Source organism: Alkanindiges illinoisensis DSM 15370, assembly GCF_000619845.1.
Classification (GTDB): Bacteria; Pseudomonadota; Gammaproteobacteria; order Pseudomonadales; family Moraxellaceae; genus Alkanindiges; species Alkanindiges illinoisensis.
The window spans coordinates 1501406-1518987 of the sequence record NZ_JHUX01000003.1 but is presented as its reverse complement, the minus strand read 5'-3'; the positions used below and the strand labels follow the sequence as shown (position 1 = coordinate 1518987).

Here is a 17582-nt window from a genome sequence, read left to right as displayed (position 1 = left end):
ACACGATGCTAAACGCGAACATCTAAATAATGTAAGACAATTTAAGCATTGTAGCATGATATAGAGACTAAGCATGAGTCATGCCAAGAAAAGTAGATGACTAGCAAATGCATTGTTTTTCAAGAAGCTATCTATTAGAAATATTTTTAAGTGAAATACTTAAATACAGTTTTACTTAAGTGAGGCTTTAATTGTTAGACAATATAATTGGTTTTTGTGTGATGAAAACTACAAAAAACAGCTAAAAATAATGCCCTGTTCCTTATGAAAGCAGGGCATGAGCAAGATTATTTATTAAACGGATTTTACCACTGGCGGATCTCAGGACTGGATATTTCCGGCATGCAGGCCACATTCTTTCTTGGTATCTTCCTCCCACCACCAGCGACCTTCACGTTCATGCTGGTTGGGCAGAATGGGCTTGGTGCAAGGTTCACAGCCAATCGAAACAAAGCCTTTTTCATGCAGCGGATTATAGGGAATTTCCATCATACGGATGTAGTTCCACACATCGCTACTGCTCCAGTTGGCCAGCGGATTATACTTGATCAGCTCACGGCCAGGGCCTGCCATGCCCGGATCAGCCTGAATCACGGGAATGGCAGTACGGGTGCCGGGGCTTTGATCCTTGCGCTGTCCTGTAATCCAGCCATCCAGCCCTGCCAGTTTCTTACGCAGCGGCTGTACCTTGCGAATTCCACAGCACTCCTTGTGATCATCCACATAAAAGCTGAACAGCCCCTTTTCATTAACCATGGCCTGTACCGCCTCAGGCTCCGGAAAACAGATTTCAATTTTAATGCCGTAATGCTTGCGCACGGTTTCAATAAACTGGTAAGTCTCACGGTGCAGCCGGCCTGTATCCAGACTAAATACCCGAAATGGTTTGCCAATACGTGACGCCATGTCAATCAGCACTACATCTTCAGCACCACTAAAGGAAATGGCAATTTCACCGGGCTGGTTTAGCGCTAGTTCAAGAATTTCGCGTGGTGAACGATCGGCATAGACCTGGGCCAAGGCTTCAGTTTCGTTAATAGTGGGAATAACAGTCATGAGAACTCCTGGCAAAATGGCGGAACAGAACCGGCTGGGATACAAACAGGGCCTATAAAATAGTAACTGTTCAGGCAAAACGGTGTAATGGCAAGTACTCAATTATAAAGTAAAGTGCTATCATTTTTTAGTAGCTCAACCCTTTAGATAAAAATAAAGCCAGCAAAACAAAAGCGCAGGGATATTAGCACTCGACCAAATACAAAAACCCATGTACAGTTGCGACGCATAAATCTGGCTTAGTTAAATATTTTTTTAAGATTTGGAGTCATCATGGAACTGGTCTGTTTGGATTTGGAAGGGGTTTTAGTACCTGAAATCTGGATTAATTTTGCCAAGAAAACCGGCATTAAGGCGTTAGAAGCCACTACCCGTGATATTCCAGACTATGACGTATTGATGACTCAGCGCTTAAATATCCTGCGTGAACACAATCTAGGCCTGCCAGACATTCAAGAGGTGATTGCTGACATGGGCCCATTACCGGGTGCCAAGGAATTTGTAGAATGGGTACGTACCCATTTTCAGTTAATTATCCTGTCTGATACGTTTTATGAGTTTGCCCATCCGCTGATGCAACAGCTGGGCTGGCCAACCATTTTCTGCCACAAGCTGGAAGTGGATGACAAGGGCATGATATCCAATTACAAACTACGTCAGCCTGACCAAAAGCGTGAAGCCGTTAAAGCCTTGCATCAGCTAAATTTCCGCGTGATTGCAGCAGGTGATTCTTACAACGATACCACCATGCTGGGTGAAGCCGATCATGGTTTCCTGTTTGACGCACCTGCCAATGTAATTGCCGAGTTTCCGCAGTTTCCAGCCATTCATGGCTATGATGCCTTAAAAGAAGCCATTCGCGCTGTATCCCAGCGTAATATTCCGGCTTAACCAATATACGTGCAAGGTTCTGGTATAGACTGCTAAAACCAGAAAAGCAGACAATAACCAGAAAAGCACACGATAAAAAAGGGCGAATCAATCGCCCTTTTTTATACACTTTAATTTTTCAGTTTAGTATTCAAATCATGAAAAATTAGAAGCGATAGCCCAGTTTCAGGCCGTAAGCAATGGCACTATTGTCGCTAAAGTCAGCAGCATAGGCATTGGTACCAGCCTGTGCACCAGTTTGTGCCTTGGCATCACCCAGCCAGAAATACTTCACACCACCAGCCACAAAGTAATTTGGCGCTGGGCTATACTGGATACCAACACCAGCATTCCAGTAACCTTCTGTTGGGCCTAAGGTTGATACCGGGTTACCCGCACCAGAATCCCAACCTACAGACACGTTACCCGCCCATTTGTCGTTTACCTTACGACCTACACCCACGTTAGCGGACCATTGATCATCGGAGTATTCAACCAGGTTAAATCCATTAGGCTGATTAGCTAAGGCACCTACTGCTTTAGAAACCAGACCAAATTTGTAAGGCTGAATGGTGAAGTTAGTCCAGTCTACCCAGCGTACATTGGCAAATGCCACGGTATTAGCCATGATTCCGGTCTGGAAATCCAGATTGACGGATTGTGGTGTGGTAATAGCGGTAGTTCCCTGAGCAGCTGCAATTGTAGCTGGTGCAGTTGGATCCAACAGTGCCAGGGCACCTAAAGTGGGAATGGTTTCCTTGACATTGGCATCGTAGTCAATTTCAGAACGGTAAGTGATAGATGCTTTTAAGGCAATTTCAGGAATCTGGTAAGCCATACCAGCCAGCCAGCCCCAAGCGGTTTCTTCTGAAATCTTGGCATCGTAACCGCTATACACGCTATAGGCCAAACCTCTTAGGTTTACATCACCTTTAATGGTTTGATACACCGGGCCGGCATAAAAGTTAAAGTTTTCATTTGGCTGGAAACCAAACAGGAAGCTTAAATTTTGGGTTTCTACTTCAACCTGAGTGCCTCCACCTGTGCCGCCAACGGTAACACCAGGGCTAGTTAAAGCACCAGCAACTCTCGCATCAACGACAGCTTTTACACCATTATCAATTGTCTGTTTGGTAGTCGGATCAGCGTTATAAGCTGCAACAGTAGCTGCTAACCGGGCTTGGCCAGCCGCCGTGCTAAGATCAACGCCTTGTGCCTGTAAAGCAGCGCCTACACGCTGGGTAGCACTCAAACCAGAGAATATTGTATTTGCCAAACCCTGACTCAGGATGGCTGTATCAGTCCCTTGACTTACAAATGCATTATTCCCAGAGTACTTTGCATCCGCACCGAACGGCTGGTCATACAAAATACCAAATGAGAAATTCTTGGTAGGCTGTAACTTGATGGCAGCTTGAGGAAATGCATAGTCATCTGCCATGTCCCCAATATTTCTCCGCGTTATTGTTGTCCCAGCTTCTTTCCCTGAAACATCCGGATCCAGAACAGAAAAACCAGCCTCAAAATAATTGTCAGGTTGCAGGAAGGCAGCAACAGACTGGCCAGAGCGGTCTAGGGCAGCAGCAAACACACTGGTAACTGGCACAAGAGTAAGCGCTATAGCAGCAGCAAGGGACTTCATTTTCATTGGTCGTCTTTCCATGATGAATAAAATGGTAGAAAAAATCCTTCAATTAGCTGAAGGCGGTTTTCGGGATGAAGTTTATCGTATTTAGGAAAATGCTACCATGTGATTTAAGTCACGAAAATGAATTGAAAATTAAGATAAAAGCTGATTGCTTAGAAATTAATGGATTTCATCACTCATAAACTATGTTGTCATTTTTTGGTGATTTGGTAAACCTTATAAAAAAGGACGAATAAATCGTCCTTTTTGCAGTTAACTTACTAATATTTTAAAACTTGTAGTTTAACTGGGCAGAAATGATGTTAGCACGATTCTGGAAAGTAGCATTATAGGTACCGGAATCCGCGTTTGTGGCACTAACATGAGCCTTGTCTTCATGAGCATAAATATAAGCCAGATCTATACTTGTTTTTGGATTAAACATGTAGTTGGCACCAATGGTATGCAGATAACGTTTGGCGGTTGGAATACGTGCTGAAGGGTGCAGTCCGGCAACGGCCTCATCTACTGCAAAGCCTGCTTTTAAACCCAAACGATCAGTTTGTTGCCAGCTTACCCCAACCGCATAGAGATTGGTGTCGTCATAACCCAAGGTTTCAGCAGTATTGAAAGTGCCTACCGCTGTTCCTTGAATAGAAATCGGCAATGTTTTGGCACTACTCCAGTTGGTACGCATCCAGGTGCCATGTAATTTGGTCGTTGGAGATACATCGTAGGTTGCTGAAACTTCATAGCTTTCAGGGGTAGTCAAGCTCAAACTGGCGTCGTACTGACCAGTAGTGAATGGTAAGCCAAGTGCCGCATCAACATTGCTAAAGCGGACGCTACCTTCGAGGTCATAATCTACTTCTGAACGATAGACTGCACCAAGATGGAGTTCAGGTGTAATGTCCCACAGTGCACCAAAGTTCCAGCCATAGGCAACGTCATCACCAATCAGACTTTGCAGGCCATTATTGGGATTAAGCCCTTGGACTGGATATAATACGTCTAGTGGAGCCAGCATGCGACGAGTCAGTTTACCATCTGCATAGTTAATGGTAACGCCTGCGCCTAGAGACAAGGTATCGTCAATTGCATAGCTAACAGAAGGTTGCAGCGTTAATACTGCGAGTTCAGTTTTATCACCCCAGTAGCGTCCGATATAGCTATTTTCATAGTCTGCATTGAAGCCGAATGGTTGATAAAAACCTAAACCAGCGGACAGACCTTCAACACCAATATTGGGAATTGCCCAGAACGCTGATGCCAGGACGCTGTCTTCGACTGCATCACCTTCAGCAGTTCCACCCAGATTAATTTGTGCACCACCGATTGCTGCTACAGGATTAGTTACAGCAGAAGGATAGGTAATATCTGTTTTTGGAAATACACCGCTGACGTTAGCAGAGACCTGTTGACCATCCAGACGGCTAATACCGGCAGGGTTGGTATAAACGACAGAGGCATCATCGGTTAAAGTAGCGCGGCCCGCATTTGCTAGGGCAATAGCACCCGTGCTTTGATAGTTCAACTGAAAAGCTGCCGCAAAAGCGCTTCCAGTAGCTCCAGTTAAAGCAGCTGTAATACAAACTGCCAATGTACTTTTTTTAGAAAACATGTTGATCATCCTCGCTGATTATTCAAAAAGTCCACGATTACTGAAACTTTACCAATAAATTTAACTTATTCATAGACTTTCAATAATGCATGCATAATGCTGATAATGTGTAGCATAAGAACTTGATTGGTACAAGCAAAGAACAGCACTGCTAAAAAATATGAGATTTTTGTAGAAAATGTAAATAGTCGGTTAATAAAAAGCGTTTAATTGCTTAAATCCTTCGCAAGAAATAATTTTTACCGAAGCACAGGTCAAATTTACACAACAGTACTGACCATTAGGTCACTGACAGTAAGCCTGTACTTTATTAAAATCTACCCATTTGATGTGTTACGGGTTATTGACCTGTTGCTTGCGCTTATTGATGAAAAATAAATAGGTGCTACTGCTTTTTCCTATTGCATGAGAGATTGCCTGATGAAGCCATATTCGCATTTGCTAGAACCGCTAAACCTTGGGTTTACCCAGCTTAAAAATCGTGTGGTCATGGGCTCAATGCACATTGGTCTGGAAGATCGTTTCTATAATTATCCCAAACTGGCTGCCTATTTTGCTGAACGTGCCAAGGGCGGGGTGGGCCTTATGATTACAGGCGGCATTTCACCCAATCGTCAGGGTTGGCTATTACCGGCTGGCGGCACCATGAATACGTTGGCTGATGCAATCAATCATCGGTTGGTTACGCATGCGGTGCATCGGCATGGGGGCAAAATCCTGATGCAGATTCTGCATTCGGGACGCTATGGCTATCAGCCGTTTGTCGTGTCGTCCAGTCCCATTAAATCACCCATTTCCATGTTCAAGCCACGTGCGCTTTCAGATAAGGAAATCTGGTCTACCATTAGTGATTTTGCCCGTTGTGCCAAGCTTGCCAAATATGCAGGCTATGACGGGGTTGAGATTATGGGCTCGGAAGGCTATCTGTTAAACCAGTTTTTAAGCACGCATGTTAATCAGCGCACTGACCGCTGGGGTGGTCCTATTGAAAACCGCATGCGTATTGCTGTCGAAATTGTAAAAGCGATCCGTAAGGCTGTGGGTGACAAGTTTATTATTTCATTTCGCCTGTCCATGCTGGATCTGGTGCATAACGGTAATACCATGGCAGAAGTCATTACGGTTGCCAAGGCGCTGGAACAGGCTGGTATTACCTTGCTAAATACCGGCATTGGCTGGCATGAAGCCCGTATTCCTACCATTGTAACCTCAGTGCCGCGTGCTGCTTTTGCCGACGTTACGGCTGAAGTCAAAAAGCATGTGTCTGTTCCGGTCATTGCGTCCAACCGGATTAATATGCCGCAAACTGCCGAGGCAATTCTGGCAGAGGGTAAGGCTGACCTGATTCAAATGGCGCGTCCGTTGCTGGCTGATCCGGAATGGGTCAACAAGGTAGCCACCAACCGGATTGATGAAATCAATACCTGTATCGCTTGTAATCAGGCCTGTCTGGATCATGCGTTTGAAAACAAGCGGGGTACTTGTCTGGTTAATCCGCGCGCCGGTTATGAAACCGAGCTGGTATATGTCAAAACCCGTAAGCCCCGCCGTATTGCGGTAGTGGGTGGCGGTGTGGCAGGCATGACTGCAGCGACAGTTGCTGCCGGACGCGGTCATCAGGTTACGCTGTTTGAAGCCAATACTGATGTGGGCGGGCAGTTTAATCTGGCCAAGGTGATTCCGGGCAAGGAAGAGTTTCATGAAACCATCCGTTATTACAAAACCATGCTCAAGAAAAATGGAGTGGAAGTACGGCTGGGCACCCGGGTGAATCGTGAGCAACTGGAACGTGAAGGCTATGATGATGTGGTAATTGCCACTGGCATTGCACCGCGTGCCTTAAAGCTGGCCGGGGCTGAGCTACCCAATGTGCTGACTTATCCGGAAGTACTGCGAGGCGCACCCGTAGGCCAGCGGGTTGCAGTGATTGGTGCCGGTGGTATTGGTTTTGATGTCAGCGAGTACCTGCTGCATAACCCAGCTATTCCGCAGCCGCAGCCACTGGCAGACTGGCAGCGCGAATGGGGACTTGATCCTCAGCCCAATTATGATAGTGAGGGCGGTACGGTAAGACCTGAGGTGCATCCGCCATACCGCCAGATTTACCTGTTACAGCGCAAATCCACGCCTGTTGGTGCAGGACTGGGTAAAACCTCAGGCTGGGTACATCGGGCCCAGCTTAAAAAGCATGGTGTGCGCATGCTGCGTAGTGTAAATTATGATGCCATCACCCCAGAAGGCCTGTGGATTACCGTAGATGGCCAGTCACAATTGCTGCGTGTCGATACGGTAGTGGTGTGTGCCGGGCAGGAATCAGTGCGAGAGCTAATGCCAGCAGAAGGGGAGCAACTCGGTGCACGCTACCATTTGATTGGTGGTGCATCGCTGGCTGCCGAGCTGGATGCCAAGCGGGCAATCCGTGAAGGTGGAGAGCTGGCCGCCCGACTATAGAAATTACTGACGATTCATTGGTCATAAAAAAGCCCTGAATCATTCAGGGCTTTTTAGTTTGGATTTTAAAAGCACTATGTTGAGCAGCTTAAGCCTTAATGCACATTTAACTGTTGCAAGGCAGCCACACGCTGTTCAATGGTTGGATGACTATGGAACAAGGCGGCAATACTAAAACCTTGTTCTTTACCTTCATTAATCGCAAAGGCTTTCATTTCCTGTGGCATTTGATCGGGTAACTCATTCTCGGCACGCAGGCGCAGCAGGGCAGAAATCATCGCATCCTTACCGGCAAGGCGAGCACCTGCTTCATCAGCCCGGAATTCGCGCATCCGTGAAAACCACATGACAATGGCTGAGGCCAGAATACCTAGTACAATGTCCATGATAATGCTGGTGATAAAGTAACCCATGCCCGGACTGTCACTTTCATTCTTGAAAATAGCGCGATCCACAAAATTACCAATGATCCGCGCAAAGAACATCACAAAGGTATTGACCACCCCCTGAACCAGCGCCAGCGTGACCATATCGCCATTGGCAACGTGACCAATTTCATGCGCCAGGACAGCACGCAGCTCGTCCTTATTCATACGCTCCAGCAAACCGGTAGATACTGACACCAGTGCATCGTTTTTATTCCAGCCTGTGGCAAACGCATTGGATTGATAACTTGGAAAAATTCCCACTTCTGGCATTTTAATGCCTGCACGACTGGATAACTCAGCCACAGTACTAACCAGCCATTGTTCTGCCGGATTTTGTGGTGTTTCAATGATCTCGGTGCCTGTGGTTTTTTTGGCAATAAACTTGGACATAAATAGCGAGATCATTGATCCCACCATACCAAACACAAAACAGATCACCAACAGGTTAGTGTAGTTCAGGCCACCGGGACCATGAGTTGAGCCAACGCCCAGTACAGACAGGATAATACCAACAACTACCAGTACCGCGAGGTTGGTCAGCAAAAACAAACCAATCCGCATCATGTACATATTCCTCTTAAAATAATAGGTAAAAAAATGATCTTAGCAGGCTAAAAAGCCTTGATCATGATGTAGATAAAGTAGAGCTTTATAGGACTTTTTCAATAGCTCAAAGAGCAGTAGGGGCAAAATGCAGTGGGTTTTTATAATAAATTAAGATGGGTTTAAGGCTATTGCTACTTCTGCCATAAACCCGAATCAAAGCATTAATAGGTTTCAATATTAGAGGCGGTATAAACGCCATCTACGGCATACACCTTTACCGGGGCCTGTGATATTACATTGGAGCTGCTGCTTACCGAACTGACTGGGGCAACCTGCTGGGCTTGCGCCAGCGTATTATACGAGGCGCTCATGGCTGAGGCAGACATTGGGGTTGTACTGATATTCCCGGCATACAGATTCTTATAGCGGCTCATCACCCGGCGCACATAATCCTGAGTTTCGCGGAAGGGCGGAATGCCACGATATTTGTCCACATTGCCTTCACCCGCATTATAAGCGGCCAGTGCCAGCTCTGTATTATAGTTAAAACGCTTCAGTAAAAAGCTCAGGTATCGGGCAGCACCCAATACATTTTGAGCCGGATCATAAGCATTGCTTACGGCAAAGCGGCGTGCGGTGGCCGGCATAAGTTGCATCAAACCCTGTGCGCCGACGGGTGAGCGTGCATTGGGATTAAAACCGGATTCAGTATGCATGACGGCTTTAATTAAACCGGAGTCCACCTGATGGGTGCTTGCAGCCTGTGCAATAATGCCATCATACAGGTTTTTATTCTTGCTATAGCTGGGTAGCACCGCAGATTCACTGCCGCCCCAGTTCCGGTAGCTATGGACATTGGTATCAGGATAATAAGTGACTTTTACCTTGGTATTATATTCGCCAAAGCTTTTATCATCCCGAACATTGGTGAGCAGGGTATCGCCATTCTTGTTTTTGTAGACATAAAGGTTGCCTGCCTGTGCAGGGACAGTAGACAATATAGCAATGCTACTTATTAGGGAGAGCAGTAAAGATCTTTTAGAGTGAAAAAACGCAGTTAAAGTCGGCTGAACTTGCATTGTAAGTTTTACCCACGTCCTTGAGATTTTGGAAGAGTGTAGCAAAAATATTTCTTTAGGTAACCCTTTTTGCGTCTGCAGTTACAATGTAATAGTCTATTTTTTAGACAACATTGAAATAATTGCAGAATTAATGAACATTTAGGTCAAAACTACATTTTAAATTAAAAAAAAATAACTTGAAATTAATAAGTCATTGATTCTAATTGAAAATATTAATTGGTTAAAAAATATACAAATTGTGTCAAACCCTTACAGAATCGTTGCGAAGCGATGTCAAGTTTTTAGTTATCCCCATTGTTATCCACAGGATCTGTGGAAAACTTAACTGATGAATGAATGCACAACTATGGGGAAGATTTTGTGTTTAATGGTTGACAAAGCTGCACCATTTTGTGACTGTGAAGCAAATATGAAGGATTTTTGAAGTCAAAAAAGCCAATTGTGATTTATAAAGCGTCTAACTTTTAATAAAATTTCGGGTACAATATCGGCCCAAAACCGCTTAACCGACGTGCTAAAAACATGTTTTCACCTGTTGCTGATTCTGTAAATTCCTATCCTATTCCTGAAGTACCAACTTCAACGGCCTATCATCGCCTGTTAAAAAAGATACGGCGTCAGGTTGGGCATGCAATCCGGGATTACAACATGCTGGAAGACGGCGACAAGGTCATGGTGTGTATTTCCGGCGGCAAGGATAGCTATACCTTGCTGGATATTCTGCTTCAATTTCAAAAGATTGCGCCCATCAATTTTGAGGTTGTCGCGGTTAATCTTGATCAGAAACAGCCGGGTTTTCCGGAAGATGTGCTGCCAAACTACTTAAGCGAACGTAATATCCCGCATTATATTCTGGAAAAAGATACGTATAGTATTGTAAAGCGACTCACGCCTGAAGGAAAAACCTTTTGCGCCGTATGTTCGCGCTTGCGTCGTGGTTCACTATATGGTTTTGCACAGGAAATTGGTGCAACTAAGGTGGCACTAGGGCATCATCGTGATGACATTATGGCGACGTTTTTTTTAAACCTGTTTCATGGCGGTAGTCTTAAGGCCATGCCGCCCAAGTTACTGTCTACCGATAAAAAGAATATTCTGATTCGCCCGCTGGCTTATGTGGCGGAAAAAGACATTATCAAGTATGCACAAATGCGCGAGTTTCCGATTATTCCGTGCAATCTGTGCGGTTCACAGGAAAACCTGCAACGCGCCATGATTAATGACATGCTGCGCGACTGGGATCGGCAGCACCCCAAGCGACTGGCCAGCATTTTCGGGGCATTACAGAATGTCTCACCTTCGCAACTGGCTGACCGCGAGCTGTTTGACTTTGAAAGCTTGCAGGTAGAAACCGAAGTACCAACCGCTGAGGAATTGGACAATCTTAAGCAACGGCTGGATGTAGTCAACCTGAGCTTAAGCTAAGACTGCGTTTAATAGCTTCTGCACATGCCTAAAAAATGCTGTTAAATTGCGCATGCCAAGTTTTGACACATTTTTTAGCGCGAAGATACAACTTTTGCCATATTCAGTTGGATAAGAGTCTGCTATAAAGCGGAACAAGCATTGCATTTTGAATGGCTTAGCTTATTTTTTTGCTGCCAAGTAATGTTAAATACTGTTTACAATGAATGAATAGAGGATCTAGCATGCCTGCATTTTTAAGTAATGAATGGTTTGATACCGTAGACAAACTGACTGCTGAAGCAGGTGACCTGAATCTGCCGCCTGCACTGGCTGGACTGGCACTTAACCTGACTGTTACTGAGCCTGGTAAAGACAATGTTGATTTGTCTTTGGATGGCGGCAAGATCCAGAAAGGCTTATCTTCCAATGCAAAAACCACGCTGACCATGGATGAAGAAACCCTGCGTAAAGTGTTTCTGGAATTCGACATGGCTGCTGCCATGCAGGCTTTCATGACTGGCAAAATCAAGGTTCAGGGCGACATGAGCCAATTGATGGCTCTACAAACTGCACGTCCAAGCCAGGAACAAAAAGATTTGTTCCAGCGCGTATTGGGCATGACTGAATAATTTTCAGTAAATCCAGAAAAGCCTGCATTATGCGGGCTTTTTCTTTGACAAAAATTATTCATGTTCTATAACAGTAAGGATAGGTAGACTTAAGCATAATTTGAAGATATTAAAATTATTATAATAAGTGGATTAAATAGCGGCTTAAAACGGACTATAAAATGTAGGGGAAGCTGAGGCAGCACAGCGAAATGAGACTGGCTGCCAGACAGGCGCTTATATAAGCTGAGTACCGCAAACGCTTTTAAATTCAGGCAAACAAATATTGCATAAAAAAGGCGGCCAGAATCATGCCAATAATAAAAAACAGACAAGCAGTTTTATCAAGGGCAAGACGATCAATGGATTGAACCAGTTGTTGCTGAGCGGATTCACGTATAATTTTCATTACCAGCACTCATGTACTATTTAACAAATATTCAAATAAGAATTATCCGTTATTATTAGTAGCATAAATGGTAGCCTGAATCCATATGTTTCCACGAATATAATCACCAACCTGAAAACTGGTTGGCATTTTATCGTGGTTTAAATACGCGAGACGTATTATTACCGGTTTACTCTCCTGTTCACGGATTATGACTACATCAATTAAATCGACTGTTTTGCCCATAAAATCAGTTTGTGATAATCCTACAATTTCTCCCTGAAACCACGCTTCATCTTCCTGCCCTAAATGATCACCATATAAATAAGCAACCATTTTGGATAAATCCAGCGTTACAGGTGCTTCATCGTCTGGCGATGCAGGCTGCCAGGCTGTAATTTGAGCCTGCAAGTCTTCTGGCGCTATTCCATTGTTTTTAGCCAGAATATCATTAAGGGCGCGATGGTGCTTAATGGCAGCCGGATCATCCACTAGCAGTGTTTCACCCGTTTTGACCTTTTCAAGGTTATAAGCAAAACCACCCAGATTAATCTGATAGACCTGATTATGTTGATACTGGTATTGATTAACGCTAAACAGGTTATCAAACGCGTAAATGGTGGCACCATCGCTGGTGGTAATATTTAATACCGCCTGCATAATATTACGGCAGCACATAATACGGCTAATTTTTCCTTCAATGCTATAAGGACTATTTATAATGGGAAAGGCAGACATTAAACGTACGGGTTGCTGCGTTTTATCAATTTCGATTAACTGGGTAATTTGTAGGGCCTGTTCCGGGCCATTAATTAGCCAGGTTTCCTGAGGCATGTTTTGATTGTCACGATTCAGGCCATAAGGCATGTGGGCATTATTTAAGGCCAGTTGCAGCCATTTTGGCACATCCTGATCCGGCTGGGCGGTTAAGAGTTGCCAGTGATCAGCATGACCGCCCATACAGTCTTGCTCAATACTAATTAATTCAGGGGCTTGTTGCGTTTGAGTCATGGTCTGTTCAGTCATATGCAGGCTTGCTGTTGAATTGGTTTAATTTAAAGTCTGTTAATAGTAATTGGGAAATTAGGGTATTTTTCAAGCCTGTTCATGTAAAACCTGCTGAAAAGCCCGATAAAATTCCTAAAAATTGAATCATTTGCATTATCACGCTGCATGTAATGATAAACTCGCGATCAATAATCAATACAAACACAACAAATTAAAATAAATCATGGCTGGTACTTAAAACAAAAGCTGTTTTTAATCAGTAAGGTAATCCCTGAAAAATAATGGCGATTATTGCAGCAGGATTTGGGCAATTTTACTTGGTATTGGCATGTTCGGCCTGACGAGTATGTTCAAATCATTGATGTGCGATTCCACTTAACCCTGATTTCAATAACCCGATTTCAATAAATTGATGTCCAGCGTATTTATGTCTTCTTCACTAATACAATCAATGGGATTGCCTGAGCCAACTGCGCCAGTCCCGTCTCATTCTCCAGAAGATCAGCCAGCTCATGCCAGCGGACGCCTGATTTCCATGGTGATGAATACTGGTTCGGGCCATCATGCCTATGGCCACGAGCAACTAGCTCGTCAATTAACAGCTTATTTTAGCGAGCAGGGCTTTGAGGTAGATTTATACCAGTTGACAGAAGCCCGGCAATTAAGCGAAGTGGTGCGACAGGCACGGGTCAAACATGATCGTGAAGGTGGGATCATTGTGGCAGCAGGTGGTGATGGCACTTTAAATACTGTTGCGCAGGAACTCAAAAACTCTAGTATCCGCATGGGAATTATTCCACTGGGTACGTTTAATTATGTGGCGCGGGCATTGGATATTCCGCTAGATCCATTTGCTGCGGCGCAAGTGATTGTTGAAGGGATAGCAAGACCTGTTCATCTGGGCACTGTCAATGACTATATTTATTTAAATAATGCCAGTATTGGCCTGTACCCAAAAATTATTGAGCAGCGTGAACTGTACAACGCCCGGTTTGGTCGCTTTCGGGTGGTGGCGATGGTATCCGGCTTTGTGGTGCTCATGCGCGAACAGCAGAAGCTAAAACTTAAAATGACTATTGATGGCGAACAAACCCCGATTGAAACGCCACTGGTCTTTTTTGGTAATAACCAGTTGCAGCTACAGGATCTGAAATTAACACTGGCCGAATGTGTGGCACAGGGCAAACTGGCTGCTGTTGCCATTACGGCATTAACCCGCTGGCAAATGATTAAGCTGATTCATCGTCTACAGGTTGGCTTGTTTGAGCAGGCACCCGAAGTGACCAGTTTTTGTGCCGAACAAATCAAAATTGAATCCCGGGTTAAGCGCATGAAAGTGGCTATTGACGGCGAAATTGTGCAAATTTCAACTCCCCTGATTTTTAAGGTAGCGCACAATGCGCTGCAGGTGATGGTGCCACGTGAGGTTATCAAATGATCTTACATCTGTCTGACCCGCATTTTGGTACGGAACAGGCCCGTCCAGTCCGGGCGTTAAAGCAGCTTTGTGATGAATTAAAACCGGAAGTGGTGGTGGTGAGTGGCGACTTAACCCAGCGGGCACGTCATAGCCAGTTTATCGATGCCAAGCGCTTTCTGGAAAGTCTGGGCTGTCCCTATCTGGTTATTCCAGGTAATCATGATATTCCCTTGTTTCATTTGCCCAAACGAATCTGGCGTCCGTTTCATCGTTTCCAGCAATGCTTTGGCAGTCTGGAGCCGCAAATCGAAACCGAGAATTTTTTTGTAATTGGCGTTAATACCATCAAGTCACACCATCATACCAAGGGCAGTATCTCGCTTCGGCAAATTGAGCATGTAGCAGAGCAACTACAGGCTGCACCAGCACACAAGCATAAGATCGTAGCCACGCATCAGCCCTTTATGGTGAGTCCGCATGATGATGAAGCGGCCAAGGATATTCCACGCCTGATGCTGCCAGCTTTAAAGCGCTGGTCGTCCTGTGGTCTGCATGCGCTTTTGCATGGGCATTTGCATCATTCTGCGGTATATGACCTCAACCAGTATTTCCTGCTGGGCCGTTCACATCCGGTATTAGACATTCATGCCGGTACGGCACTTTCCCATCGCGTACGTCATAGCATGCCCAATTCGGTGAACATTATCTGCGCTGATTTAACCGTGTGGCGCTATGACTATGACGAGACACAGGTAAGCTTTATTGAGAAGAAAATCTTATGGCAGCCCAAAGCTACCGACTAAAAGGATAAAAAACATACAAATATACAAAATTTTTTCATGTTTGCCCTTGAAGCGCATTTTTATATCCCTATTGATGCATCAACCAATTTAATTTCAGCAGGTCACTGCTGATTTCGTCCAATGTTTTGGCACAAAAAAGTGTTTATCAAGGAGAATCTGCATCATGAGTATCAATATTCGTCCATTACACGACCGTGTGGTGATTCGCCGTGTCGAAGAAGAAACCAAAACCGCTGGTGGTATTTTGCTGCCAGGTTCTGCTGCTGAAAAACCATCTCAGGGTGAAGTGCTGGCAGTAGGTAATGGACAAATTACTGATAATGGTGTGCGCGCCCTCGATATTAAAGTGGGTGACAAAGTACTGTTTGGTCAATACGCTGGTTCAACCGTAAAAGTAAACGGCGAAGAGCTGTTGATCATGAAAGAATCTGACATTTTTGCAGTAATTGAAGGTTAATGAATAGCTTGTAAAGCTTGTTCATTGATTCGTTTTATCTGCTTGAAAACATATAATTAGGAGTTATTCATGTCTGCTAAAGATGTAAAGTTTGGTGAATCCGCCCGTAGTAAAATGATTGCTGGTGTGAATATTCTGGCCGATGCCGTAAAAGTGACTTTGGGTCCTAAAGGCCGTAACGTGGTGATTGACCGTTCTTTCGGTTCACCGCACATCACCAAAGATGGTGTGACTGTTGCCAAAGAAATTACCCTGAAAGACAAGTTTGAAAATATGGGTGCACAGCTGGTTCGCGAAGTAGCCAGCAAGACTGCTGATATTGCTGGTGATGGTACAACCACTGCGACTGTACTGGCGCAAGCTATTTTAAATGAAGGCATCAAGTCTGTTGCTGCCGGCATGAATCCAATGGATCTGAAGCGCGGTATTGATAAAGCCACTCGCGCTGCGGTACAGGAAATCCATAACATTGCTACCCCAGCGTCTGACACCAAAGCCATTGCTCAGGTGGGTGCGATTTCTGCCAACTCCGACCAGACCATTGGTGACCTGATTGCACAGGCCATGGAAAAAGTGGGCAAGGAAGGTGTAATTACCGTTGAAGAAGGCTCAGGCTTTGAAGACACGCTGGACGTGGTTGAAGGCATGCAGTTTGACCGTGGCTATGTAAGCCCGTATTTTGCCAATAAGCCAGACACCCTGACTGCCGAGCTGGATAATCCGTTCATCCTGTTGGTGGATAAGAAAATCAGTAACATCCGTGAACTGATTCCAACACTGGAAGCAGTGGCCAAATCAGGCAAGCCATTATTACTGATTGCTGAAGACGTTGAAGGCGAAGCGCTGGCCACACTGGTTGTGAACAACATGCGCGGTATTATCAAGGTATGTGCGGTTAAAGCGCCAGGCTTTGGTGACCGTCGTAAAGCCATGTTGCAGGACATTGCCATCCTGACTGGCGCAACTGTCATTTCTGAAGAAGTTGGCCTGAATCTGGAAGGCGCTACCCTGCAAGACCTGGGTACTGCCCGCAAGGTCACTGTTGGCAAAGAAAATACTGTGATTGTTGATGGTGCTGGCCAGAAAGACGAAATTGATGCGCGTGTTTCAACCATTCGCAAGCAAATTGAAGAAGCAACTTCTGACTATGACCGTGAAAAACTCCAAGAGCGCGTGGCCAAGCTGGCTGGTGGTGTTGCGGTCATCAAGGTTGGTGCTGCAACTGAAGTTGAAATGAAAGAAAAGAAAGACCGCGTTGATGATGCCTTGCATGCAACCCGTGCTGCGGTAGAAGAAGGTGTGGTTGCCGGTGGTGGTGTTGCGCTGGTGCGTGTAATTCGTGCCCTTGAAGGCCTGACTGGTGCCAATGAAGACCAGACTGCTGGTATCAACATTCTGCGTCGTGCTATTGAAGCTCCATTGCGCCAGATCGTAACCAACGCCGGTGAAGAAGCCTCTGTAGTGGTGAATGCTGTTAAGAATGGTGAAGGCAACTACGGCTACAATGCGGCAACTGGTGAATATGGTGACATGATTGAGCTGGGTATTTTAGACCCTGCCAAAGTGACCCGTTCTGCACTGGAGCATGCAGCGTCTGTTGCTGGCCTGATGCTAACTACTGAAGCCATGATCACTGATATTCCAGAAGACAAGCCAGCTGCACCTGATATGGGCGGCATGGGTGGTATGGGCGGCATGATGTAACTGGTAATATACAGTTAGCTGCTTAAACCACTGGTTTAGCCAGTGTTAAAAACCCTGTCTTGGGCTCAAGGCAGGGTTTTTGTATATTGTGGATGCCTATTAAAAA

Annotated in this window: 15 protein-coding genes; 8 read left to right on the top strand and 7 right to left on the bottom strand. The window is 45.1% G+C overall.

Annotated features, from left to right (window positions below; translation table 11 throughout):
• Positions 1 to 321: 321 nt before the first annotated feature.
• Positions 322 to 1056, bottom strand: coding sequence for a phosphoadenylyl-sulfate reductase (locus Q337_RS0107555; RefSeq protein ID WP_026471085.1), 735 nt, complete (start codon positions 1054 to 1056; stop codon positions 322 to 324).
• Positions 1057 to 1329: 273 nt separating this feature from the next.
• Between Q337_RS0107555 and thrH the strand changes: the two genes are divergently transcribed.
• Positions 1330 to 1947, top strand: a complete 618-nt coding sequence (gene thrH / locus Q337_RS0107550; RefSeq protein WP_026471084.1) for a bifunctional phosphoserine phosphatase/homoserine phosphotransferase ThrH — start codon at positions 1330 to 1332, stop codon at positions 1945 to 1947.
• 145 nt (positions 1948 to 2092) lie between these two features.
• On the opposite strand, the gene Q337_RS0107545 is transcribed toward thrH, so the two are convergent.
• Positions 2093 to 3574, bottom strand: a complete 1482-nt coding sequence (locus Q337_RS0107545) for an outer membrane protein transport protein (RefSeq protein WP_026471083.1) — start codon at positions 3572 to 3574, stop codon at positions 2093 to 2095.
• Between the two features lie 268 nt (positions 3575 to 3842).
• Positions 3843 to 5174: an OmpP1/FadL family transporter gene (locus tag Q337_RS0107540; protein WP_034279254.1), complete on the bottom strand. Its 1332-nt coding sequence runs from the start codon at positions 5172 to 5174 to the stop codon at positions 3843 to 3845.
• Between the two features lie 420 nt (positions 5175 to 5594).
• Here Q337_RS0107540 and Q337_RS0107535 point away from each other — a divergent pair, with 420 nt between their 5' ends.
• Positions 5595 to 7625 carry an NADPH-dependent 2,4-dienoyl-CoA reductase gene (locus Q337_RS0107535; RefSeq protein WP_026471081.1) on the top strand — a complete coding sequence of 677 codons (2031 nt, stop codon included), beginning with the start codon at positions 5595 to 5597 and terminating at the stop codon, positions 7623 to 7625.
• 95 nt (positions 7626 to 7720) lie between these two features.
• Here Q337_RS0107535 and htpX read toward each other — a convergent pair whose 3' ends face one another.
• Complete coding sequence (gene htpX / locus Q337_RS0107530; protein ID WP_026471080.1) at positions 7721 to 8617, bottom strand: protease HtpX; 897 nt, start codon at positions 8615 to 8617, stop codon at positions 7721 to 7723.
• 203 nt (positions 8618 to 8820) lie between these two features.
• Positions 8821 to 9678 (bottom strand): lytic transglycosylase domain-containing protein, encoded by an 858-nt coding sequence (locus tag Q337_RS17100; protein ID WP_051526651.1) that lies wholly within the window; start codon positions 9676 to 9678, stop codon positions 8821 to 8823.
• A gap of 525 nt (positions 9679 to 10203) precedes the next feature.
• Here Q337_RS17100 and ttcA point away from each other — a divergent pair.
• Positions 10204 to 11106 (top strand): tRNA 2-thiocytidine(32) synthetase TtcA, encoded by a 903-nt coding sequence (gene ttcA / locus Q337_RS0107520; RefSeq protein ID WP_026471079.1) that lies wholly within the window; start codon positions 10204 to 10206, stop codon positions 11104 to 11106.
• Positions 11107 to 11330: 224 nt separating this feature from the next.
• Positions 11331 to 11717 carry an SCP2 sterol-binding domain-containing protein gene (locus Q337_RS0107515; protein ID WP_026471078.1) on the top strand — a complete coding sequence of 129 codons (387 nt, stop codon included), beginning with the start codon at positions 11331 to 11333 and terminating at the stop codon, positions 11715 to 11717.
• Between the two features lie 250 nt (positions 11718 to 11967).
• On the opposite strand, the gene Q337_RS19020 is transcribed toward Q337_RS0107515, so the two are convergent.
• Positions 11968 to 12105 (bottom strand): hypothetical protein, encoded by a 138-nt coding sequence (locus tag Q337_RS19020; RefSeq protein ID WP_166738959.1) that lies wholly within the window; start codon positions 12103 to 12105, stop codon positions 11968 to 11970.
• 42 nt (positions 12106 to 12147) lie between these two features.
• On the bottom strand, positions 12148 to 13110 hold the full coding sequence (locus Q337_RS0107505; RefSeq protein WP_228133094.1) for a hypothetical protein: 963 nt from the start codon (positions 13108 to 13110) through the stop codon (positions 12148 to 12150).
• Between the two features lie 409 nt (positions 13111 to 13519).
• Here Q337_RS0107505 and Q337_RS0107500 point away from each other — a divergent pair, with 409 nt between their 5' ends.
• The 4 genes from Q337_RS0107500 (at position 13520) to groL (ending at position 17476) form a co-directional block, all read left to right on the top strand.
• Entirely contained in the window at positions 13520 to 14530 is a 1011-nt protein-coding gene (locus Q337_RS0107500) for a diacylglycerol/lipid kinase family protein (protein ID WP_228133093.1), read from the top strand.
• Positions 14527 to 15315, top strand: a complete 789-nt coding sequence (locus Q337_RS0107495; protein ID WP_026471075.1) for a metallophosphoesterase family protein — start codon at positions 14527 to 14529, stop codon at positions 15313 to 15315. The genes Q337_RS0107500 and Q337_RS0107495 overlap by 4 nt, the downstream gene beginning before the upstream one ends.
• Before the next feature lie 163 nt (positions 15316 to 15478).
• Positions 15479 to 15772, top strand: coding sequence for a co-chaperone GroES (locus tag Q337_RS0107490; RefSeq protein ID WP_026471074.1), 294 nt, complete (start codon positions 15479 to 15481; stop codon positions 15770 to 15772).
• Positions 15773 to 15841: 69 nt separating this feature from the next.
• Positions 15842 to 17476: a chaperonin GroEL gene (gene groL, locus Q337_RS0107485; RefSeq protein ID WP_026471073.1), complete on the top strand. Its 1635-nt coding sequence runs from the start codon at positions 15842 to 15844 to the stop codon at positions 17474 to 17476.
• The last annotated feature ends 106 nt before the right edge of the window (positions 17477 to 17582 follow it).

Bases quoted from the DNA above. Each gene is read 5' to 3' on its own strand.
- Q337_RS0107555 (WP_026471085.1), bottom strand. From the start codon at position 1,056: ATGACTGTTATTCCCACTATTAACGAAACTGAAGCCTTGGCCCAGGTC.
- thrH (WP_026471084.1), top strand. From the start codon at position 1,330: ATGGAACTGGTCTGTTTGGATTTGGAAGGGGTTTTAGTACCTGAAATC.
- Q337_RS0107545 (WP_026471083.1), bottom strand. From the start codon at position 3,574: ATGAAAATGAAGTCCCTTGCTGCTGCTATAGCGCTTACTCTTGTGCCA.
- Q337_RS0107540 (WP_034279254.1), bottom strand. From the start codon at position 5,174: ATGTTTTCTAAAAAAAGTACATTGGCAGTTTGTATTACAGCTGCTTTA.
- Q337_RS0107535 (WP_026471081.1), top strand. From the start codon at position 5,595: ATGAAGCCATATTCGCATTTGCTAGAACCGCTAAACCTTGGGTTTACC.
- htpX (WP_026471080.1), bottom strand. From the start codon at position 8,617: ATGATGCGGATTGGTTTGTTTTTGCTGACCAACCTCGCGGTACTGGTA.
- Q337_RS17100 (WP_051526651.1), bottom strand. From the start codon at position 9,678: ATGCAAGTTCAGCCGACTTTAACTGCGTTTTTTCACTCTAAAAGATCT.
- ttcA (WP_026471079.1), top strand. From the start codon at position 10,204: ATGTTTTCACCTGTTGCTGATTCTGTAAATTCCTATCCTATTCCTGAA.
- Q337_RS0107515 (WP_026471078.1), top strand. From the start codon at position 11,331: ATGCCTGCATTTTTAAGTAATGAATGGTTTGATACCGTAGACAAACTG.
- Q337_RS19020 (WP_166738959.1), bottom strand. From the start codon at position 12,105: ATGAAAATTATACGTGAATCCGCTCAGCAACAACTGGTTCAATCCATT.
- Q337_RS0107505 (WP_228133094.1), bottom strand. From the start codon at position 13,110: ATGACTGAACAGACCATGACTCAAACGCAACAAGCCCCTGAATTAATT.
- Q337_RS0107500 (WP_228133093.1), top strand. From the start codon at position 13,520: ATGTCTTCTTCACTAATACAATCAATGGGATTGCCTGAGCCAACTGCG.
- Q337_RS0107495 (WP_026471075.1), top strand. From the start codon at position 14,527: ATGATCTTACATCTGTCTGACCCGCATTTTGGTACGGAACAGGCCCGT.
- Q337_RS0107490 (WP_026471074.1), top strand. From the start codon at position 15,479: ATGAGTATCAATATTCGTCCATTACACGACCGTGTGGTGATTCGCCGT.
- groL (WP_026471073.1), top strand. From the start codon at position 15,842: ATGTCTGCTAAAGATGTAAAGTTTGGTGAATCCGCCCGTAGTAAAATG.